General features: G+C 61.2%; 19 protein-coding genes and 1 pseudogene. 7 read left to right on the top strand and 13 right to left on the bottom strand.

Going from position 1 to position 17,873, the window contains the following annotated elements; all coding sequences use genetic code 11:
- A pseudogene (locus AC13RM_RS29330) lies at positions 1–271 on the bottom strand (ABC transporter permease); the annotation flags it as partial.
- The gene (ftsE, locus tag AC13RM_RS29325; protein ID WP_015341323.1) at positions 264–923 is read right to left on the bottom strand and encodes a cell division ATP-binding protein FtsE; all 660 of its coding nucleotides are present in this window, start codon (positions 921–923) and stop codon (positions 264–266) included. The gene ftsE and the pseudogene AC13RM_RS29330, both read right to left, overlap by 8 nt.
- A 210-nt stretch (positions 924–1,133) precedes the next feature.
- Here ftsE and AC13RM_RS29320 point away from each other — a divergent pair, with 210 nt between their 5' ends.
- The 3 genes from AC13RM_RS29320 (at position 1,134) to AC13RM_RS29310 (ending at position 3,008) form a co-directional block, all read left to right on the top strand.
- Complete coding sequence (locus AC13RM_RS29320; RefSeq protein ID WP_374822650.1) at positions 1,134–1,799, top strand: hypothetical protein; 666 nt, start codon at positions 1,134–1,136, stop codon at positions 1,797–1,799.
- A gap of 141 nt (positions 1,800–1,940) precedes the next feature.
- Positions 1,941–2,489: a hypoxanthine phosphoribosyltransferase gene (gene hpt / locus AC13RM_RS29315; RefSeq protein ID WP_095435999.1), complete on the top strand. Its 549-nt coding sequence runs from the start codon at positions 1,941–1,943 to the stop codon at positions 2,487–2,489.
- 159 nt (positions 2,490–2,648) lie between these two features.
- Entirely contained in the window at positions 2,649–3,008 is a 360-nt protein-coding gene (locus AC13RM_RS29310) for a response regulator (protein ID WP_069612925.1), read from the top strand.
- Between the two features lie 73 nt (positions 3,009–3,081).
- Here AC13RM_RS29310 and AC13RM_RS29305 read toward each other — a convergent pair whose 3' ends face one another.
- From AC13RM_RS29305 to argH, 4 genes are all read right to left on the bottom strand, one after another.
- Positions 3,082–5,829, bottom strand: a complete 2,748-nt coding sequence (locus AC13RM_RS29305; RefSeq protein ID WP_488555995.1) for a TIGR02302 family protein — start codon at positions 5,827–5,829, stop codon at positions 3,082–3,084.
- A 229-nt stretch (positions 5,830–6,058) separates the two neighbouring features.
- Positions 6,059–7,330, bottom strand: a complete 1,272-nt coding sequence (gene lysA / locus AC13RM_RS29300) for a diaminopimelate decarboxylase (RefSeq protein ID WP_374822657.1) — start codon at positions 7,328–7,330, stop codon at positions 6,059–6,061.
- A gap of 13 nt (positions 7,331–7,343) precedes the next feature.
- On the bottom strand, positions 7,344–7,538 hold the full coding sequence (gene lptM, locus AC13RM_RS29295) for an LPS translocon maturation chaperone LptM (protein WP_015341316.1): 195 nt from the start codon (positions 7,536–7,538) through the stop codon (positions 7,344–7,346).
- Between the two features lie 99 nt (positions 7,539–7,637).
- Positions 7,638–9,038, bottom strand: coding sequence for an argininosuccinate lyase (argH, locus tag AC13RM_RS29290; protein ID WP_374822660.1), 1,401 nt, complete (start codon positions 9,036–9,038; stop codon positions 7,638–7,640).
- 23 nt (positions 9,039–9,061) lie between these two features.
- Between argH and tlpA the strand changes: the two genes are divergently transcribed.
- Positions 9,062–9,727: a thiol:disulfide interchange protein TlpA gene (gene tlpA, locus AC13RM_RS29285; RefSeq protein WP_374822663.1), complete on the top strand. Its 666-nt coding sequence runs from the start codon at positions 9,062–9,064 to the stop codon at positions 9,725–9,727.
- Positions 9,728–9,887: 160 nt separating this feature from the next.
- Here the strand turns inward: tlpA and AC13RM_RS29280 are convergent, their stop codons facing one another.
- From AC13RM_RS29280 to AC13RM_RS29255, 6 genes are all read right to left on the bottom strand, one after another.
- Positions 9,888–10,766, bottom strand: coding sequence for a 3-hydroxybutyryl-CoA dehydrogenase (locus tag AC13RM_RS29280; RefSeq protein WP_015341313.1), 879 nt, complete (start codon positions 10,764–10,766; stop codon positions 9,888–9,890).
- Positions 10,767–10,910: 144 nt separating this feature from the next.
- A complete protein-coding gene (locus AC13RM_RS29275; RefSeq protein WP_374822666.1) occupies positions 10,911–11,840 on the bottom strand; it encodes an electron transfer flavoprotein subunit alpha/FixB family protein in 930 nt (309 codons plus the stop codon).
- Between the two features lie 27 nt (positions 11,841–11,867).
- A complete protein-coding gene (locus tag AC13RM_RS29270; protein WP_374822669.1) occupies positions 11,868–12,617 on the bottom strand; it encodes an electron transfer flavoprotein subunit beta/FixA family protein in 750 nt (249 codons plus the stop codon).
- A gap of 195 nt (positions 12,618–12,812) precedes the next feature.
- Positions 12,813–13,391, bottom strand: coding sequence for a cob(I)yrinic acid a,c-diamide adenosyltransferase (locus AC13RM_RS29265; protein WP_374822672.1), 579 nt, complete (start codon positions 13,389–13,391; stop codon positions 12,813–12,815).
- A 91-nt stretch (positions 13,392–13,482) separates the two neighbouring features.
- On the bottom strand, positions 13,483–13,686 hold the full coding sequence (locus tag AC13RM_RS29260; RefSeq protein ID WP_015341309.1) for a twin transmembrane helix small protein: 204 nt from the start codon (positions 13,684–13,686) through the stop codon (positions 13,483–13,485).
- 72 nt (positions 13,687–13,758) lie between these two features.
- A complete protein-coding gene (locus AC13RM_RS29255) occupies positions 13,759–14,592 on the bottom strand; it encodes an SDR family oxidoreductase (protein ID WP_440478777.1) in 834 nt (277 codons plus the stop codon).
- 111 nt (positions 14,593–14,703) lie between these two features.
- Here AC13RM_RS29255 and AC13RM_RS29250 point away from each other — a divergent pair, with 111 nt between their 5' ends.
- Positions 14,704–15,666, top strand: coding sequence for a YihY/virulence factor BrkB family protein (locus tag AC13RM_RS29250; protein ID WP_440478778.1), 963 nt, complete (start codon positions 14,704–14,706; stop codon positions 15,664–15,666).
- Here the strand turns inward: AC13RM_RS29250 and gluQRS are convergent.
- The gene (gene gluQRS, locus AC13RM_RS29245) at positions 15,631–16,512 is read right to left on the bottom strand and encodes a tRNA glutamyl-Q(34) synthetase GluQRS (protein ID WP_488555994.1); all 882 of its coding nucleotides are present in this window, start codon (positions 16,510–16,512) and stop codon (positions 15,631–15,633) included. The genes AC13RM_RS29250 and gluQRS overlap by 36 nt on opposite strands.
- A gap of 43 nt (positions 16,513–16,555) precedes the next feature.
- Here gluQRS and AC13RM_RS29240 point away from each other — a divergent pair, with 43 nt between their 5' ends.
- Both AC13RM_RS29240 and AC13RM_RS29235 read left to right on the top strand, forming a co-directional pair.
- Positions 16,556–17,200 carry a DNA-3-methyladenine glycosylase family protein gene (locus AC13RM_RS29240; RefSeq protein ID WP_488555993.1) on the top strand — a complete coding sequence of 215 codons (645 nt, stop codon included), beginning with the start codon at positions 16,556–16,558 and terminating at the stop codon, positions 17,198–17,200.
- 111 nt (positions 17,201–17,311) lie between these two features.
- On the top strand, positions 17,312–17,869 hold the full coding sequence (locus AC13RM_RS29235) for an HNH endonuclease (protein WP_015341304.1): 558 nt from the start codon (positions 17,312–17,314) through the stop codon (positions 17,867–17,869).
- The last annotated feature ends 4 nt before the right edge of the window (positions 17,870–17,873 follow it).

Here is a 17,873-nt window from a genome sequence, read left to right as displayed (position 1 = left end):
TGGTGATCTCGCGGGAAATCTGACTCTCCCAGCTTGCCGCCGTCGAGCGTACCATGCTGACCGCACCGAGTGTGAGGCAGGCGAGAAAGGCCATGATGGCGATGACGACAATGAGCGCATTGCCCTGAATGTTGGAGGACGGCACGATCGGCCCCGTCGGGCGAACGCGCATCTCCGGACGCTTGCGTTCTACAGGCGGTGTACCGGGCGCTTGCCGCGCTTGCGGCGCCCCGGCATTCGGGGCTGTCCTGCGGGGGCGGGGATCAGTCATAGATATCGAGATGCCCCCCCGATAGAATCATGCGTCTCGCCTCGATCTGGTCCATCAAAGCGAGATCGTGCGTGGCAATGACGACAGCGGTCCCGAGTCGGTTAAGCTCGAGAAAGAGATTGAGCAGGCGGCGCGCCATCGGTGGGTCGACGTTGCCCGTCGGTTCGTCGGCGAGCAGAATTTCCGGGCGGTCGATGAGGGCGCGCGCGATGGCGGCGCGTTGCTTCTCGCCGCCCGACAGAACCGGCGGCAGCACATTGATGCGCTCGCCGAGCCCTACCCATTTCAACAGTTCGAGGACGTCGGTGCGATAGGAGCTTTCATCCTTGCCGCGCACGCGGAGCGGCAGCGCAACGTTTTCATAGGTCGTCAGATGCTCGAGCAGCCGGAAATCCTGGAAGACGATGCCAACACGGCGGCGCAGCAGCGGCAACTCATTGCGCGGGATCGAGGAAATCTCACGGTCGAACATGCGGATCAGCCCACGCGTCGGCTGCAGCGACATGAAGAGCAGCCGCAGCAGCGTCGTCTTGCCGGCGCCGGAGGGGCCAGTCAGGAACTGGAACGACTTCCTCGGTATGTCGAAGCTCAGGTCGCGGAGGATTTCCGGACCCATGCCGTAGCGCAAACCGACGTTCTCAAAGTGAATCAACGGGCAGTCCAGTCTTCCGCAGGGTTCAATCAGGCGACTTGTTAACCAATGGCATTAACAGCCGGTAAATTTTTCTGGAAAGGCGCCCTATTCATGGCGATCTTTGCGAAGCATTAACCAATAAAATTTACGACTGGGCAGGATTCGTTTCAATGCCCAGCTTGGCAATGGGCGTCGAAACCATGTGGATCACCGCAAAGGGAGGCCATCATGGGCGCTTTTCGCCACCGTCAACAACAGACGGGGCTGATTTATGACCTCATTCCGCCCGAACGCGGAGCGGGATCCCCTCAGGCGCATTACGTCATGCCGAAACCCGATATCGTGGATGCCGAATTCGTGACCGTTTTCGCCGCACGCGGGCGGGCGGCTTCGGCCGTGAACATGCGCTACGGAGGGCATGCCCGATCGAAACCGCAGCCGGCGACGCGCAAGACTGCCTTCTCGCGCATCCTGTCCGTTCTGCGGGCGACCGAAGAGGTCTTGCAGCAGGCATCGCGGCGCAGTTTCGTCGCGCTCATCGTTTGCCTCGCAATCTTGATCTTCGGTCTTTCGGGCGGTTTTTCCGGTCTTTCCAACGCCCCAGCCGAGGCGACGTCCGATCCGCTGCAGTTCTCGCATGTCACGCTGACGCCTAGGGATGAGAACGGGCTGCCCGTCTTGAGATTGAACGGCATCATCGAAAATGTCAGTGGTGCCACCCTTTCAGTCCCGCAGGTGCGTGCCGATCTTTTCGCCGGTGGCCAACTGGTCAGGAGCATCGTGGTGGATACGCCCGTCGATCGCCTTGGGCCACATGAAAGCCGCGGATTCTCGACGCGATTGCAGCATCCCGGTGGAAAAACGCCAGAAGTTCGACTTTCCTTCATGCCTTAGGGGGTGTGTTGGACTTGCCGATTGTGCTACGGGCTACTGCTTTAGAGTGCTACAGCGACCTTTGCGCGTCTTATACAACGCGCGGCGCTGTAGAGCTTGATCGGCGGCCATGGGCCGCTTAGCCATGGAGCATGCCAATCAATGCCTGTCGTACGCGGGAAGAATATCGAGCCGCTTTTCACTGCCGAGCAGATTGCCGAGCGCAATCATGCCTTGGCGAAGGAAATCGCCAGCGGGCCGACGAAGGATCTCCTCGTCATCGCCATCCTCAAAGGCTCGTTCATCTTCGCAGCCGATTTGCTGCGCGCCCTGCATGAGACCGGGCTTGCCCCTGAGGTCGAATTCATCACGCTCTCGAGCTATGGCGCCGGCACGACGTCCCAAGGCGTGCGCATCGTCAAGGACATCGACAGCGACGTTCGGGATCGCGACGTGCTGCTGATCGACGACATTCTGGAATCGGGCCGTACGCTGCGTTTTGCCAAGGAACTGCTCTATGAGCGCGGCGCCCGCAATGTCACGCTGGCCGTCCTGCTCGACAAGAGTGTCAAGCGCCAGGAAGAGCTCGAGGCCGATTATGTCGGCTTCGAATGCCCCGATTATTTCGTTGTCGGCTACGGCATGGATGTCGCCTACGCCTTCCGCGAATTGCCGTTCGTCGGTGTCGTCACGGGCGACGCCGAGGCCTGATCTTAAGTTAATGCAGGCGGCATGTCCGTCTGTCCCATTCTGCTCCAGCGATGACGAACCGTTAACCACGGAGCCCGATCGCCTCCCCGACGTTTACCTATCGCAAACGGAATTCTGGTGATTTCGGTCGCGGAACATGACGGACCAGGAGCACGGACCATGGCAAAAATTCTGATCACGGAAGACGAAGATTCGCTTCGCACCTTCGTCGCCCGCGCGCTGCGCTTGGACGGTCATGAGACCGAAGAGGCAGCCGACGGCGCGGAAGGCTTGGAGAAACTGAAGCAGGGCGGCTACGACCTTTTGCTGTCGGATATCCGCATGCCCGTGATGGACGGCATCGAGCTTGCGCATCAGGCACATTCGACGTGCCCGGGGATGAAAATCCTGCTGATGACCGGCTATGCGGAGCAGCGCGAGCGCGCTGACGACCTTATGGAAAAGATCGTCGACGTCGTCGCCAAGCCCTTCGCGCTGCCAGACATCCGCAAGGCCGTTGCCCGGGCTTTGGCTGCCTGAAATTGATTTCTGGTCAGCACGAGTGTACTCGTGCTGACTCCATTCTCGTGATGGACGGTAGTTCGAAGCTGCCCTACTGACCCAGGTTCAGCAGACGTTCCAGATAACGCCGTTCTTCGCTGAGCGTGGGATTGTTGCTCAGCCGTTCGCGAATGGCGTCGAGAATTTGGCGCGCGCGTTGCGCTTCAATGACCTTCGGCACCATGTTGTCATCAGGATTGTCCGAGAAGCCGCCATCGTTGCGCGACCGGCCGAGTGGATCGCGGCCGTTTTGACCGCCTTGGCCCATCTGCCCCGGCATCTGTCCCTGCCCCTGCCCCTGGCCTTGTCCCTGCTGCATCTGGGCCATAAGCTGGTTCATCATTTCGCGCGTGCCCTTGCGCAGGGCATCCAGCGCGCGTCCCTGGCCTTGCACGGCGCCTTCGCCATTGCCCTCGGCAAGCTGGCCTGAAGCGCCTTTCATCTCCTGTTGTGCCTTGCCGTAATTCTGGTTCGGCTTCATGCCGAGCGAGTCGAGGTTTTTCTGCAGTTCGCCGAGTTGCTTGCCGAGGTCCTCCTGCTGCTGGCGCAGTTGCTTCAGCGCGTCGCGCAGCTGATCGGCCGTCATGTTATCGGTGGGATCCTTGCCCTTCTCGCCCTGCTGGTTCTGGCCTTGCTGCTGATCCTGCTGGCCTTGGCTGCGCTGGCCCATATCCGGGCGCATCGGGTCGTTGAGGCCGGGCATGGGCTGATCCATCAGGCCGTCGCCGTCCTCGTTGGAATCGCCGCGCTGCATGCGATCGCGCATGGCCTGATCGAGCTTGAAGGTCTGATCCATCAGCTTCTGCTGATCGCGCATGATGCGGCCGAGCTTGTCCATCTGTTCGCGCATCTTGTCGTTGGCCTGGTTCTGCTGCTGCCCAGGCTGCGGCTTGCCCGCCTGCAGGCTGTTCATCAGCTGCTGCAGTTCAGAGAGCATCTGCTGTGCGGCCTGCCGATTGCCGGAGCGCGCGAGATTTTCGATCTGATCCATCATACGCTGCAGATCCTGCTGGCGCAGGATATTGGCTGAGCGCTGGTTCGGCTGAGCCGGCATGTTGCGCATGCGCTCGGCCAGCTCCTTCATATAGGCGTCCATCGCCTTGCGCAGCTCGTCGGTCAGCTTCTTGATCTCGGCATCGGAAGCGTTGCGCTGGAGGGCGTCGGAGAGCTTCTGCTGGGCGTCGCGGAGGGCCTTTTCCGCATCGGTCAACTGTGCATCCTCCATGCCGAGCGCGATCTGCCAGAGATAATCGGCCGTATCCTTCAGCGAGGTCTCGTTGCTCGCGAGTTTCATGCGCGTCAGCGCGGACTTGAGCGCGAGATAATTGCCGAGATCGGGAATAGTCTCTTCGGGCCGTATGGTCAGCGATTTGTTGAGCTCGATCGCTTCCGGCATCTTCCGCGTGTCGAGCGCGAAAACCTGGCGTTCTTCCGCCACGGCGGCGGCGAGCGGCTGGCTGAAATTGCGTGATGGCAATACCATCTCATAGGGTGAGCTGCGGCCCGTCTGGCCGGCACCGTCCTTGGCGACGAGGGTGATGCGGACGCGCTTGCCGGCGAGCGGGTCCTGCGTCAGATCATGGCTTGCCAGACCCTTGCCGTTGCGGCGGTCGCGGCGGGGAAGCTCCAGCTTGTATTCGGGCAGGCCGTATAGGGGTTTGGCAGCCGGATCGGATTCGACCGGCACGATCTCGGCATAGGCTTCCTCGACGCCGTAATCATCCTTGACCTTGAAGCCGAGTTCCAGCGCGCCGCTCGCCGTCGCATGCGGAATGCCGTCGAAGGTGATCTCCGGCGGTTTATCGACGACTACGTTGAAGGACCAAGACTTGCCGTTGACGGTGAGTTCGCCACCCTTTTCCAGTTTGAGAACATGGGTACGGGCGACCATCCCGTCTGCAGCCGGGATATTGCCGGTGCCGTTTGCTGCGGGCGGCACGGCGGGAGGCGTTGCAGGTTTTGCGCCAGCCGGGCCCTGCTTGTCGGCATCAGCGGCCTGCTCGGGGATTTCGACGCCTTTTTCCGCGCCAGTTGCCTGGAACAGCACTTTCTCATCCGTCGCAGCACCCGAAACACGTACGGTGAGCTCGGAGAATTGCGGCACGTTCAAGCTATTGCCGGCATTGGTGACATTGCCCGTCAAATAGACCGGCGCTTCGCCGGTATAATAGGGCGGAGTGACCCAAGCATCGACACGGACATCCGGATTGCTCGATGTCGAGGTCGATGCCGTGAAGGCATCACTGAGCGAGCCGCCGCTGTTGGACATGGAAAAGCTGAAGGCCGTTACCAGCAACAGGGCTGGGACGGCGCGCAATGCGAAGCGGTCGTAGCGCGTAATATCCGGCCTCGGCAGGCCGGCATCCAGGGCGGCGATGCGCTCGGCCATGCGCGTCTGGTGCTCGCGCCAGAGCGCGCGCGCAAACTGGGTGTCGAGCGCCGGTTCGTCTTCCTGCACCGTAACGGGCTGGTGGGCGAGACCGTTGCGTTCTTCCAGCAGCCGGTCCGCCTCGAGGGCGTTCGGCCAGCGCAGGCGGCGCAGCGGATAGAGGGAGATGGCGAAGCCGATCGCGAAGACGGCAAGCAGCAGAAAGCGCAGAATATCCGGCGTAGCGCGGAAAATGCCGAACCATGCAGCGGACAGGAAAAGGGCCAGAATGGATGCCGGCAACAGCAATCGTGGCAGAAGCTGTTCGCTGACGAGCACCAGCCGCGCAAAGAGACGCTTGACCGCAACCATGCGCGCCAGCGCCGGACGGGTGGCGAAAGCGCCCTTCTTAGGGTTGCTGGGGCTGGTCATCGGTCCGGTCTTCTCCCGATCTGACGTTGATGGCTAGAAGCCGGCGCGACGTCCCACACGCTCACGCACGCGGCGCCCGGCGAGACACCATTCAATCAAAGATAACATTCTTTGTGGCGAAGACGAGGGCAACGGGCATGAAAGGCTGTTTTTTCACCGGACTTCGCCGAAACGTGATCGGGTAGGGCGGCTATTCCACCGTCCCCCCGAAATCATGGATTGAAGCCGATTATCCCTCAAGCCAGGCCGGGATCGAATCCAGGCCGATCAGCTCTTCGTACGTTGCGCGTGGGCGGATGACGTGGAATTCATTGCCCTTGACCAGCACTTCGGGAACCAGAAGCCGGCTGTTGTAGGTACCGGCCTGCACGGCGCCATAGGCACCGGCCGAGCCGACGGCCAACAGATCACCGGGCTTCGGCATTGCCATCTCGCGGTCGAGCGCCAGATAATCGCCGGTCTCGCAGACGGGACCGACGACATCGGCCTTGATGCGCGGCGTGCTCATATCGCCAACAGCTACCGGCCTGATCTCGTGATAGGCTTCGTAGAGCGTCGGACGAATGAGGTCGTTCATGGCGCCGTCGACGATGACGAAGCTCTTGTCGCCGCCATCCTTCACATAGATGACCTCGGTCACCAGAATGCCGGCATTGCCGACAATCAGGCGGCCGGGCTCGGTGACGATCCGGCAATTGAGGCCGCGGAGCTGGTTCTTGACGATCTCGGCATAGGCGTCGGGCAGGGGTGGCGGATTGTTGTCGTCTCGATAGGGAATGCCGAGGCCGCCGCCGATATCGACGTGATGGATGTCATGGCCATCGCCGCGCAGCGTTTCCACGAGGTCGCGCAGCAGCTTGAAGGCATCGTCGAAGGGCTGCAGCTCGGTAATCTGGCTGCCGATATGCATATCGATGCCGGTGACCTTGATCCCATGCAGGCTGGCAGCACGTTCATAGACAGCGCGAGCGCGCTGCCATGAAATGCCGAACTTGTTTTCCTTCTTGCCCGTCGAGATTTTCGCATGCGTGCGCGCATCGACATCCGGGTTGATGCGGAAGGAAACGGGAGCGACCTTGCCGGCGCGGACGGCGCGCTGGTTCAGCACTTCCAGTTCCGGTTCGGATTCGACGTTGAAACAGTAGATGCCGGCTTCGAGCGCTGCGTCCATTTCCTGCGCCGTCTTGCCGACGCCGGAGAACATGATGCGGTTGGCCGGAATGCCCGCAGCCAGTGCGCGGCGAAGCTCACCGACAGAGACGACATCGACGCCGGCGCCGAGGCGGCCGAGCGTCTTCAGCACCGCCTGGTTGGAATTGGCCTTCATGGCATAGCAGACCATGGCGTCGACATCGCCGAAGGCTTCCGCGAAGACGCGGTAGTGGCGCTCCAGCGTTGCCGTCGAATAGACATAGAAGGGGGTGCCGACCGCCTTGGCGATCTCCGGAACCGGTACATCCTCGGCGTGGAGGATGCCGTCGCGATATTCAAAATGGTTCACGGTCGTCGCCTAATCAGAGAAGCGGGTCGAGGAAGAACTTCTTGTCCTCCGTGCCCGGCTCCTTCGTCGGCTTGGAGACGTCGCCGCCTTTGGTCGCATGAGCACTCGGCGGATCAAGAGGGCCTTTGCGGCCACATCCGACGACGGCAAGGCCGACGACCGAAAGCACGACGGTCAGGCGGATGATGTGCGGCATGTTGATCTGCATCGAAATCCTCTTGGGCGGCAAACGCGGAAGCAGTCCTTCATAGCGAAGTTTCCGAGCCTTGTGCACCCTGATTGTTGGTTGTGACTTTCGGCGATTTTCTCAGTTGCGAGCGCGCCAGAAGGCGATCTGCTTGCGCACTTCCGAGGGCGCCGTGCCGCCGAAGCTCTTGCGGCTGGCGACCGAGGCCTCGACCGTCAGGACATCGAAGATCTTGTCGGTGATATCGGGGTGGATCGCCTGCAGGTCCGCAAGCGAGAGCTCCGCCAGCTCGCAGGATTTGCTTTCGGCAAGCGCCACGGCCCGCCCCGTCACGTGATGGGCATCGCGGAACGGCAGGCCGGCTTCGCGCACCAGCCAATCGGCGAGATCGGTGGCGGTGGAATAGCCGGAGCCGGCGGCGGCTTTCATGCGGGCGGTGTTGATCGTCATGTCGCGCATCATGCCGGTCATGGCGGCAATGGCCAGCTCCAGGCTCTCGGCAGCGTCGAACACCTGTTCTTTGTCTTCCTGCATGTCCTTGGAATAGGCGAGCGGCAAGCCCTTCATGATCGTCAGCAGCGCCACCAGCGAGCCGTTGATGCGGCCGGTCTTGGCACGCACGAGTTCGGCGGCGTCCGGGTTCTTCTTCTGCGGCATGATGGAGGAGCCGGTGGAGAAGGCGTCGGAGAGACGCACGAAGCCGAATTGCGGCGTCGACCAGATGACGATCTCTTCGGCAAGCCGCGACAGATGCATGCCGGCGATCGCTGCAATCGACAGGAATTCCAGAGCAAAATCGCGGTCGGAGACGGTGTCGATCGAGTTGCGGGTCGGCTCGCGGAAGCCGAGCGCCTTGGCCGTCATATGGCGGTCGATCGGGAAGCCGGTGCCGGCAAGGGCAGCGGCGCCGATCGGGGATTCGTCCATGTGCTCGATGGCGTGGTGCACGCGCGAACGGTCGCGGCCGAACATTTCGACATAGGCCATGCAGTGATGGCCGAAGGTGACGGGCTGCGCCGTCTGCAGGTGGGTGAAGCCCGGCATGACGGTTTCGGCATGTTCCTCGGCGCGGTCGAGGAAGGCAGAGATGAGCTCGGTCAGCGCCTGCTCGCACTTCTGCAGCTCTTCCTTCACCCAGAGGCGGAAATCGAGCGCCACCTGGTCGTTGCGCGAGCGGGCGGTGTGCAGGCGGCCGGCGGCTGGGCCGATCAGGGTTGCAAGCCGCGCCTCGACGTTCATGTGGATGTCTTCGAGGCGCCGCGAAAACTCGAAATTGCCGCTTTCGATCTCTGACAGGATCGTGTTCAACCCGTGAACGATCTTGTCTTTATCCTCGGTTGAAATGATGCCTTGATTGGCGAGCATGCTCGCATGCGCGATTGAGCCGCGGATATCCTGGGCAAACAGCTTCTTGTCGAAATCGATCGAGGCATTTATCTCCTCCATGATTGCCGCGGGGCCGGAAGCGAAACGCCCGCCCCACATCTGGTTGGAGGATTTGGTGTCCGTGCCGTCAGTCATGAGATGCCCACCTGGAGAATGTAATGACAGCAAAGAAGCCGTTCGGTCTGCCGTCCATGAAACTTGTTATGCTTGCCGCCGTCGCCGGGGTTATTGCCGGTGCGGCAGCGGTATACGTGAAGGAGGCGGGGTATGGCAATGGCATTGGTGAAACGGCCTCGGCCGATCAATGCGGGACCGCCAGGGATCGCGCCGCTGCCCTGACGCCTTTCACCAAGGGGCAGGTCGCCGCCATGAGCGTGCCGCCGGCGCCGATCTCGCTTCAGGGTGTTTCCTTCAAGGGGGCTGATGGGCAGTCGCTGTCGATGAGTAATTTCGCCGGCAAGACCGTGCTCTTGAATGTCTGGGCGACATGGTGCGTGCCGTGCCGCGAGGAAATGCCGGCGCTGAACGCGCTCGAAAAGAGCGTTGGCAGCGACAAGTTCGAAGTGGTCGCCGTCAACATCGATACCGGCGACGATGAAAAGACCAAGGCCTTCCGCACGGAATATGCGATCGACAAGCTTGGCTACTACCGCGACAACACCATGGGCGTGTTCAATGCGCTGAAGAAACAGGGTCTGGCCTTCGGCCTGCCTGTGACGCTGCTCATCGACGACAAGGGCTGCCTGCTATCGGCCATGAACGGTCCGGCGGCCTGGGACAGCGAGGATGCGAAGAACTTGGTGAGGGCTGCTGCGGGGATTTGATTTTCCTCCTTCTCCCCTCGGGGAGAAGGTGCCCGATAGGGCGGATGAGGGGGAGTGTGTCATGGCAAACGCGTCGCTGGGTAAAGCAGCACCGTCTTGCCGGCGGCACCCTCTCACCCCGCGCTGTCGCGCGACCCTCTCCCCGGTGGGGCGAGGGTGTTTACCGTGTCGGAACCGGCGTTTCGCCGCGGTAGTCGTAGAAGCCACGGCCGGATTTGCGGCCGAGCCAGCCGGCTTCGACATATTTTACCAGCAGCGGGCAGGGGCGATATTTGGAATCGGCGAGCCCGTCATGCAGCACCTGCATGATCGAAAGGCAGGTGTCGAGGCCGATGAAATCGGCAAGCTGCAGCGGGCCCATCGGATGGTTGGCGCCCAGCCGCATGGCGGTGTCGATGGCATCAACGGTGCCGACGCCTTCATAGAGCGTGTAGATCGCCTCGTTGATCATCGGCAGCAGGATGCGATTGACGATGAAGGCGGGGAAATCCTCGGCGACGGTGATCGTCTTTTCCAGCGAGGAAACATAGTCCTTGGCGGTGGAGAAGGTCGATTCGTCCGTAGCGATGCCGCGCACCAGTTCCACCAGCTTCATGACCGGAACCGGATTCATGAAGTGGATGCCCATGAAGCGCTCGGGACGGTCGGTGGCAGAGGCAAGGCGGGTGATCGACAGCGACGAGGTATTCGTTGCGAGCAGCGCTTCGGGCTTCAGCACCGGACACACCTGCGCATAGATCTTGCGCTTGACGCTTTCGTCTTCCGTCGCAGCCTCGATGGCCAGATCGACCTGAGCGAGATCGTTGAGATCGGCAGAGCCGGTGATGCGGGCAAGGGCTGCCTTGCGCTCTTCGTCGGTCGTCTTTCCGGACGCGACCTGGCGGGCGAGGTTGCCGTTGATGGTGGCTAGCCCGCTTTCGATGCGGTCCTGCGCGAGATCGTAGATATGAACCTTGTAGCCGGCCATGGCGGACACATGAGCAATGCCGCAGCCCATCTGGCCTGCGCCGATAATACCGATCGTCTTCAGCGAACTCATTGCCAACTCCCCGGCGCGCTCCTGGCGATGCGCTATGCTTTTAACTCAAATTTGCCGGGCCATCTCTAGCCCGGCAAAGATTGATAGACCTATAAGAGACGATTTTCCAGTCTCTCGCAACTGCGAGAAGGCCGGTGGGCGCGATCAAAGCGCCTTCTGAAGTTCCGGCAGTGCCTCGAAGAGGTCGGCGACGAGGCCGTAGTCGGCGATCTGGAAGATCGGGGCTTCCTCGTCCTTGTTGATGGCGACGATGACCTTCGAATCCTTCATGCCGGCCAGATGCTGGATGGCGCCGGAAATGCCGCAGGCGATATAGAGCTGCGGTGCCACCACCTTGCCGGTCTGACCGACCTGCCAGTCGTTCGGCGCATAGCCGGCATCGACGGCAGCGCGCGAGGCGCCGACAGCAGCGCCGAGCTTGTCGGCAACCGGAAGGATGACTTCGCGGAACTTCTCGGCAGAGCCGAGTGCACGGCCGCCCGAGATGATGATCTTGGCAGAGGTCAGCTCCGGACGATCCGAGCTCGACAGCGCATCGCCAACGAAGGTAGAGAGCGCCGGATCGGCAGCCGCAGAGACGGTCTCGATCGCAGCCGAGCCGCCTTCGGAGGCCGACGCGAACGAGGCCGTGCGCACGGTGATGACCTTCTTGGCGTCGGTCGACTGCACCGTCTGGATGGCATTGCCGGCATAGATCGGCCGCTTGAACGTATCGGCGGAAACGACTTCGATGATCTCGGAGACCTGGGCGACGTCGAGCAGGGCGGCAACGCGCGGCAGCACGTTCTTACCGACCGAGGTCGCAGCCCCGATGATCACGTCATAGGAGCCGGCAAGCGAAACGATCAGCGCCGCCAGCGGTTCGGCGAGATTGTTGGCAAGGCTTGCGTCCTCGGCAACCAATACCTTCGAGACACCGGCAAGCTTGGCCGCCTGCTCGGCCGCAGCCTGGGCGCCGGCGCCGGCGACCAGTACGTGAACGTCGCCGCCGATCTTTGCGGCCGCCGTCAGCGCCTTGGCGGTCTGATCGGAGAGGTGGGCATTGTCGTGATCAGCCAGAAGAAGAATGGCCATGATGTCTAACTCCTCGTTCGGACTGGGTTAAAGCACGCCGGCTTCGACTTTAAGCTTCTCGACCAGCTCGGCAACCGAGGCCACCTTGACGCCTGCCTTACGGCCGCCGGGCTCTTCGGTCTTCAGCACCTTCAGCCGCGGCTCGGTTGAGACGCCGAAATCGGCCGGGCTCTTCTTGTCGAGCGGCTTCTTCTTGGCCTTCATGATGTTCGGCAGCGAAGCGTAGCGTGGCTCGTTCAGGCGCAGGTCTGACGTGACGACCGCCGGCAGCTTGACTTCGATCGTCTGCAGGCCGCCATCGACTTCGCGGGTGACCTTGGCGCTTCCCTCACCGATCTCGATCTTCGAGGCGAAGGTAGCCTGGGCTGTGCCGAGGAGGGCCGCAAGCATCTGGCCAGTCTGGTTCGAGTCGTCATCGATCGCCTGCTTGCCGACGATGATGAGGCCCGGCTGTTCGGCCTCGGCGACGCCTTTCAGGATCTTGGCGACGGCGAGCGGCTCGACGGCATCGTCGGTCTCGACCAGGATGGCGCGATCCGCGCCCATGGCGAGCGCCGTGCGCAGCGTTTCCTCGGCCTTGGCAGGTCCGATCGATACGACCACCACTTCCTCGGCCTTGCCGGCTTCCTTCAGACGCAGCGCCTCTTCGACCGAGATCTCGTCGAACGGGTTCATCGACATCTTCACGTTCGAAAGCTCAACGCCGGAACCATCCGGCTTCACGCGAATCTTGACGTTGTAGTCAACAACCCGCTTGACGGGGACGAGAATCTTCATGGAATCCTTCCTTCAACATGACCGCCCGAGAACATGCGCTGTTTAGCGCCATTCCATTTGTCGAATGGCGACATGGATACGCGTTTTTTTCCCAATTACAACGCTTCCAGGCCGCCGAGAGACGAATTGCTTGAAAGGCATAGATAACGTTTACGTTAACGTCAATATGTGTGCCTTGGCGATTGGCATGTGCCGCTATCGACTCTTGCCGGGAACCCAGAGCACATCGCCTCGGCCCTTATCGTTCGCGTAGCGCGCCGCAACGAAAAGCAAATCGGAAAGCCGGTTGATGTATTTCAGCGCCACCAGGCTGACGCGTTCGCCTTGCTCACGCGACAGCGCCACCATCAGTCGCTCGGCACGTCTGGCAATGGTGCGGGCGAGGTGCAGATGGGCAGATGCGGCGCTTCCGGCCGGCAGAACGAAGGATTTCAGCGGCTCGAGATCGGCATTGAGCAAATCGATATCATGTTCCAGGCGTTCGACCTGATGGTCGGTGATGCGCAAGGGTTCATAGGGTAGGGGCTCGTCCGTTTCGGGCGTCGAAAGATCGGCGCCCAGATCGAAGAGATCGTTCTGGATGCGCATCAGCATGGCCTCGATCTCGGGCATGTCTGACATGTGCAGCCGGGCAACGCCGATGGCGGAATTGGTCTCGTCGACAGTGCCATAGCTTTCGACGCGCAGATCGTACTTGAGCCGCCTGGGACCCGCGGCAAGGCCCGTCGTGCCGTCATCGCCGGTCTTGGTATAGATCTTGTTGAGCTTGACCATCGTGTTCCTGTGGTTAGAGCCTTTCGCTTTTCTTCGGATCGCGAAATGCTCTAACCCTTTATTTTAAGCAATTCCGGACGGAAAACTGCCTCTAGGCCGGGCGGCCGCCGCCCGTCAGCCAGAGCGTCAGCATGATCAGGATCACCGCGACTGCCTGCAGCAGCACACGCAGCTGCATCAGCCGGTTCGAAAGGTTCGGGTTGTCGCCTTTCATCATGTTCAGCAGGCCGCGAATGAGAACGATCGCGACAAGTCCCATGACAATGATGGCGGCAACATAAGTAACGGTAGACATGGCTCCTCCATCCTTGTCTTCTTTTAAGCAATCTCAAGCGGAAAAGGCGCTTTGCCCTTTCGTAGGATTGCTCTAATCCAGCCGGCGCATCAGACGATAGAAAAGGTTAGCCGGCAATAGCCTTTTCAAGAGCACGCCCTGCTTGGCCGGTGTCGTTACCAGATAGTGCGGGCGCGGATTTCTAACGTTCAAAGCCGATTTTAGCACATCATAGACCGCTTCCGGGCCTAATTTATGTTTACTGATCGGGCCTGATCCATCAAGCCGCCTGAGCTGCCTGCGGTATTCCACCGCATGGAGAGAACCTTCGAGGTCGATATGCTCGTTGATCTTGGCGAGTGCATTGGCGGTAAACTTCGTCGCGATCGGGCCGGGTTCGATCAGGCTGACATGGATGCCGCTGGCCTGCAGTTCCATTCTGAGCGTGATCGTCAGCCCTTCGAGCGCGAACTTCGACGCGGTATAGGCGCCGCGGAAGCGATAGGGAACCAGCCCCAGAATGGAGGAGCAATTGACGATACGGCCATGGCCCTGTTTGCGCATCAGCGGCAGGATCTGGCGCGTCAGCTCGTGCCAGCCGAAGAAGTTGGTTTCGAACTGTTCGCGCAGTACATCGGTCGTCAGGTCCTCGACGGCGCCCGGCTGCCCGTAGGCGCCATTGTTGAAGAGGGCATCTATGCGGTCGTCCGTGCGTTCGCGTAGCGCTGCCACGGTGGCGGAAATGGTTTCGGACTTTGTGTAGTCGAGGAGCAGCGCTTCGATGCCGTCAGCCTCGAGCGGAGCGAGATCTTCGTGCTTGCGCACAGTTGCGAATACGCGCCATCCGTCGGCTTTCAGCGCCCGTGCGCAATAAGCACCGATGCCGGAGGAGCAACCAGTGACGAGGATCGTGCGTTGTTCCGTCATGGAAAGATGATTCCTGTACAAACCGGGACTCGTTTCCCATATTCAGGAACCCGATACAATCGACAACCGGCGGTATCAGCCGGATACATGCCGACGCCGAGCGGAGATGGAATGCCGACAGCCCTGCGGACGACTTACAAGGTGATCTACGACGCAGTGTTCCATTTCGTCGAGGATGACGGGTTCGCCATGGCAAGCCATGTGGCGCTGTCGACACTGCTGGCGGTTTTTCCCTTCCTGATCTTTGGCACGGCGCTCGCAAGCTTTCTCGGCGCCAGTCAGTTTTCGTCGACGGCCGTACATCTGATTTTCGATACCTGGCCGGAGGCGATCGCCAAGCCTCTCGCCGATCAGGTCGTGCAGGTGCTGACCATCCCGCGCGGCGGGCTTTTGACGATTTCCGTGCTTGCTGCCGCCTATTTCGCCTCGAACGGTGTCGAGGCGTTGCGCATATCGCTGAACCGCGCCTATCGCGTGCCCGAGACCCGGCCGTGGTATTTCAACCGTCTCGCCAGCCTTGGCTATGTGCTCATTGCCGTGCTGATCTTCGCTATCCTCAGTATCCTGCTCGTCGCCGTGCCGCTCGCGCTCAATTACACAAGGCAATGGCTGCCGAAGCTCGCCGATATCCTCGAGATCGTCTTCAGCTGGCGGATCTACGGCACGATTTTTCTGCTGCTGGCGGGCCTGATGATCCTGCATCTGTGGCTGGCGGCCGGGCGCAGGCGGGTGTTCGACGTGATCCCCGGCGTGATATTGACGCTGGTCTTCTGGTCGATCGGCGCTGTGCTCTTTGCCTATTATCTCTCGACCTTCGCCAACTATACCGCCACCTATGCCGGTCTGGCGTCCGTGATGATCGTGCTGATTTTTCTCTATATGCTCGCAGTGATCTTTATCATGGGAGCGGAGATCAATGCGGCGCTGATGAAATTCCGCGTGCGCCGCCTGCTGTTCGGCAAGGTGGCGAGCCGCGCGGCCGCCGAGGTAGCTTCGGAAAAGATGCCCTCAGAACCAAGGGCCGAACCAGGAGCCAAATCAGAGGCCGATGCGGCGGCGAAGCTCCGCCGGTGAGAGACCCTGCCGGCGCCATTCGGCAATGCCGGTGTCGCCCATGCTCTTGGACAGCTTTTTGCCATCCTCTCCGAGGACCAGACGATGGTGATGATAGAGCGGTTCCGGCAGGCCGAGGAGTGTCTGCAGCAGGCGATGGATCGAGGTGGCGTGGAAGAGGTCCAGCCCGCGCACGATATGGGTGATGCCCTGCACGGCGTCGTCGACGACAACGGAAAGATGATAGCTCGAGGGTGCATCCGAGCGCGACAGCACGACATCGCCCCAGGCGGCCGGATCGGCTGGAATAATGCCCGTCTCGCCGTCGCCGCTTTCTTGCCAGTGCAATGGTTCGTCCACTGTCGCTAGCGCCTTTTCCATATCGAGACGCCAGGCATGCTTCATGCCCGATGCCAGCAGGCGCTGCCGCTCGGCATCGCTGCGCTCGCGATCGTCGGGTGGATAGAGCGGCGTGCCATCCGGGTCGCGCGGCCATGATTTGCCATCCGCCTCGAAAGCGGCGACGAGCGATTTGACCTCGCCGCGGGTCAGGAAGGCGGGATAAACGAGGCCACGTGCGATAAGCGTCTGCAGGGCCTGCTGATAGGCCGGGAAATGTTCCGATTGCCGACGCACCGGCTCCTGCCAGCTGAGGCCGAGCCAGGAGAGATCGGTATAGATGCCCTCTTCGAAATCGGGTGTGCAGCGCGCCTGATCTATGTCTTCGATGCGCAGCAGGAAATCGCCGCCGGCTTTCTGCGCCATGTCGTGATTGAGGATGGCCGATAGTGCATGGCCGAGATGCAGTGGGCCATTGGGGCTCGGGGCAAAACGGAATTTCGGCTTTTGACGGGGAATCTCGATCATGCTTTCTTCTGCCACGAATTTGAACCGGGGGCCACGAGACGTCATGCAGATCATTCGCGACGAGCGCGATATCGAACGGGGGCTTGCTGCCTTGCTGGAACTCGATCCGCGCCTGCGGCCCGTTGCCGCTGAGGCGGGCACTTTGCCTTTGCGCCTGCGTGAACCGGGCTTCGAGGGCCTCGCCCATATCATCGTTTCGCAGGTCGTCTCCCGCGCCAGCGCCGATGCGATCTGGGGGAAGATGATCGCCGGGATGGGTCAGGTGACTGCAAAAGGCTATGTCGGGCTGGAGCCGGCGGCATGGCGGACCTTCGGCCTGTCGCGAATCAAGCACGAGACGTTGGCGCGCGTGGCCGAAGCCGTTGCCGGCGGCAGCCTCGATCTCCATGCGCTCAGCACCGAATCACCTGAAAAGGCGCTTGCCGAATTGACGTCGATCAAGGGAATCGGTCCCTGGACGGCCGAGGTCTACCTGATGTTTTGCGGCGGTCACGCAGATGTGTTTCCGGCCGGCGACGTGGCGCTGCAGGCGGCCGTCGGCATGGCTTTCGGCCATGAAGTCAGGCCCTTGGCCAAGGCCATTGCCCGGGAAGCAGCGGTTTGGGCGCCTTGGCGCTCGGTCGCGGCCCGGCTCTTCTGGGCTTATTATGCCGTGAAAACACGCCGGGATGCGCTGCCTATAGTTTAATCGGCCGCCTCCCTGAAATCGCCTTTATGCACTGAATTTATTGGACTTCACAATCCTGTAACAACCGGCCTAATATACAGGTGCAGATGCCGAATCGATCAGGAGGGTTCCTTGACGATTGCAGTCTCCCCGCAGTCCTTGCCGGCGCTCGTGCTGAACGCTGACTACAGACCGCTGAGTTACTATCCCTTGTCGCTCTGGTCCTGGCAGGACGCGATCAAGGCGGTTTTTCTTGACCGTGTGAACATCATCGCAGAATACGATCAGTGTGTGTCCTCACCGAGCTTCTCGATGCGGCTGCCGAGCGTCGTATGCCTGAAGACATATGTGCAGCCGTCCCGCAATCCCGCCTTCACCCGCTTCAACGTCTTCCTACGCGACAAGTTCGAATGCCAGTATTGCGGCTCCCACGACGACCTGACCTTCGACCACGTCATCCCGCGCGCCCATGGCGGCGAGACCACCTGGGAGAACGTCGTGGCCGCCTGTTCGCCGTGCAATCTGCGCAAGGGCAGCAAGCTGCCGAAGCAGGCCGGCATGTTCCCGGCGCAGAAGCCATACCAGCCGACCGTGCAGGACCTGCACAATAACGGCCGGCTGTTCCCGCCGAACTACCTGCACGATAGCTGGCTCGACTATCTCTACTGGGATTCGGAACTGCAGCCGTAAATTT

The sequence above is a fragment of the Martinezella sp. CNPSo 3732 genome (genome assembly GCF_057784515.1).
This window is presented reverse-complemented; position numbering and strand designations above follow the sequence as displayed.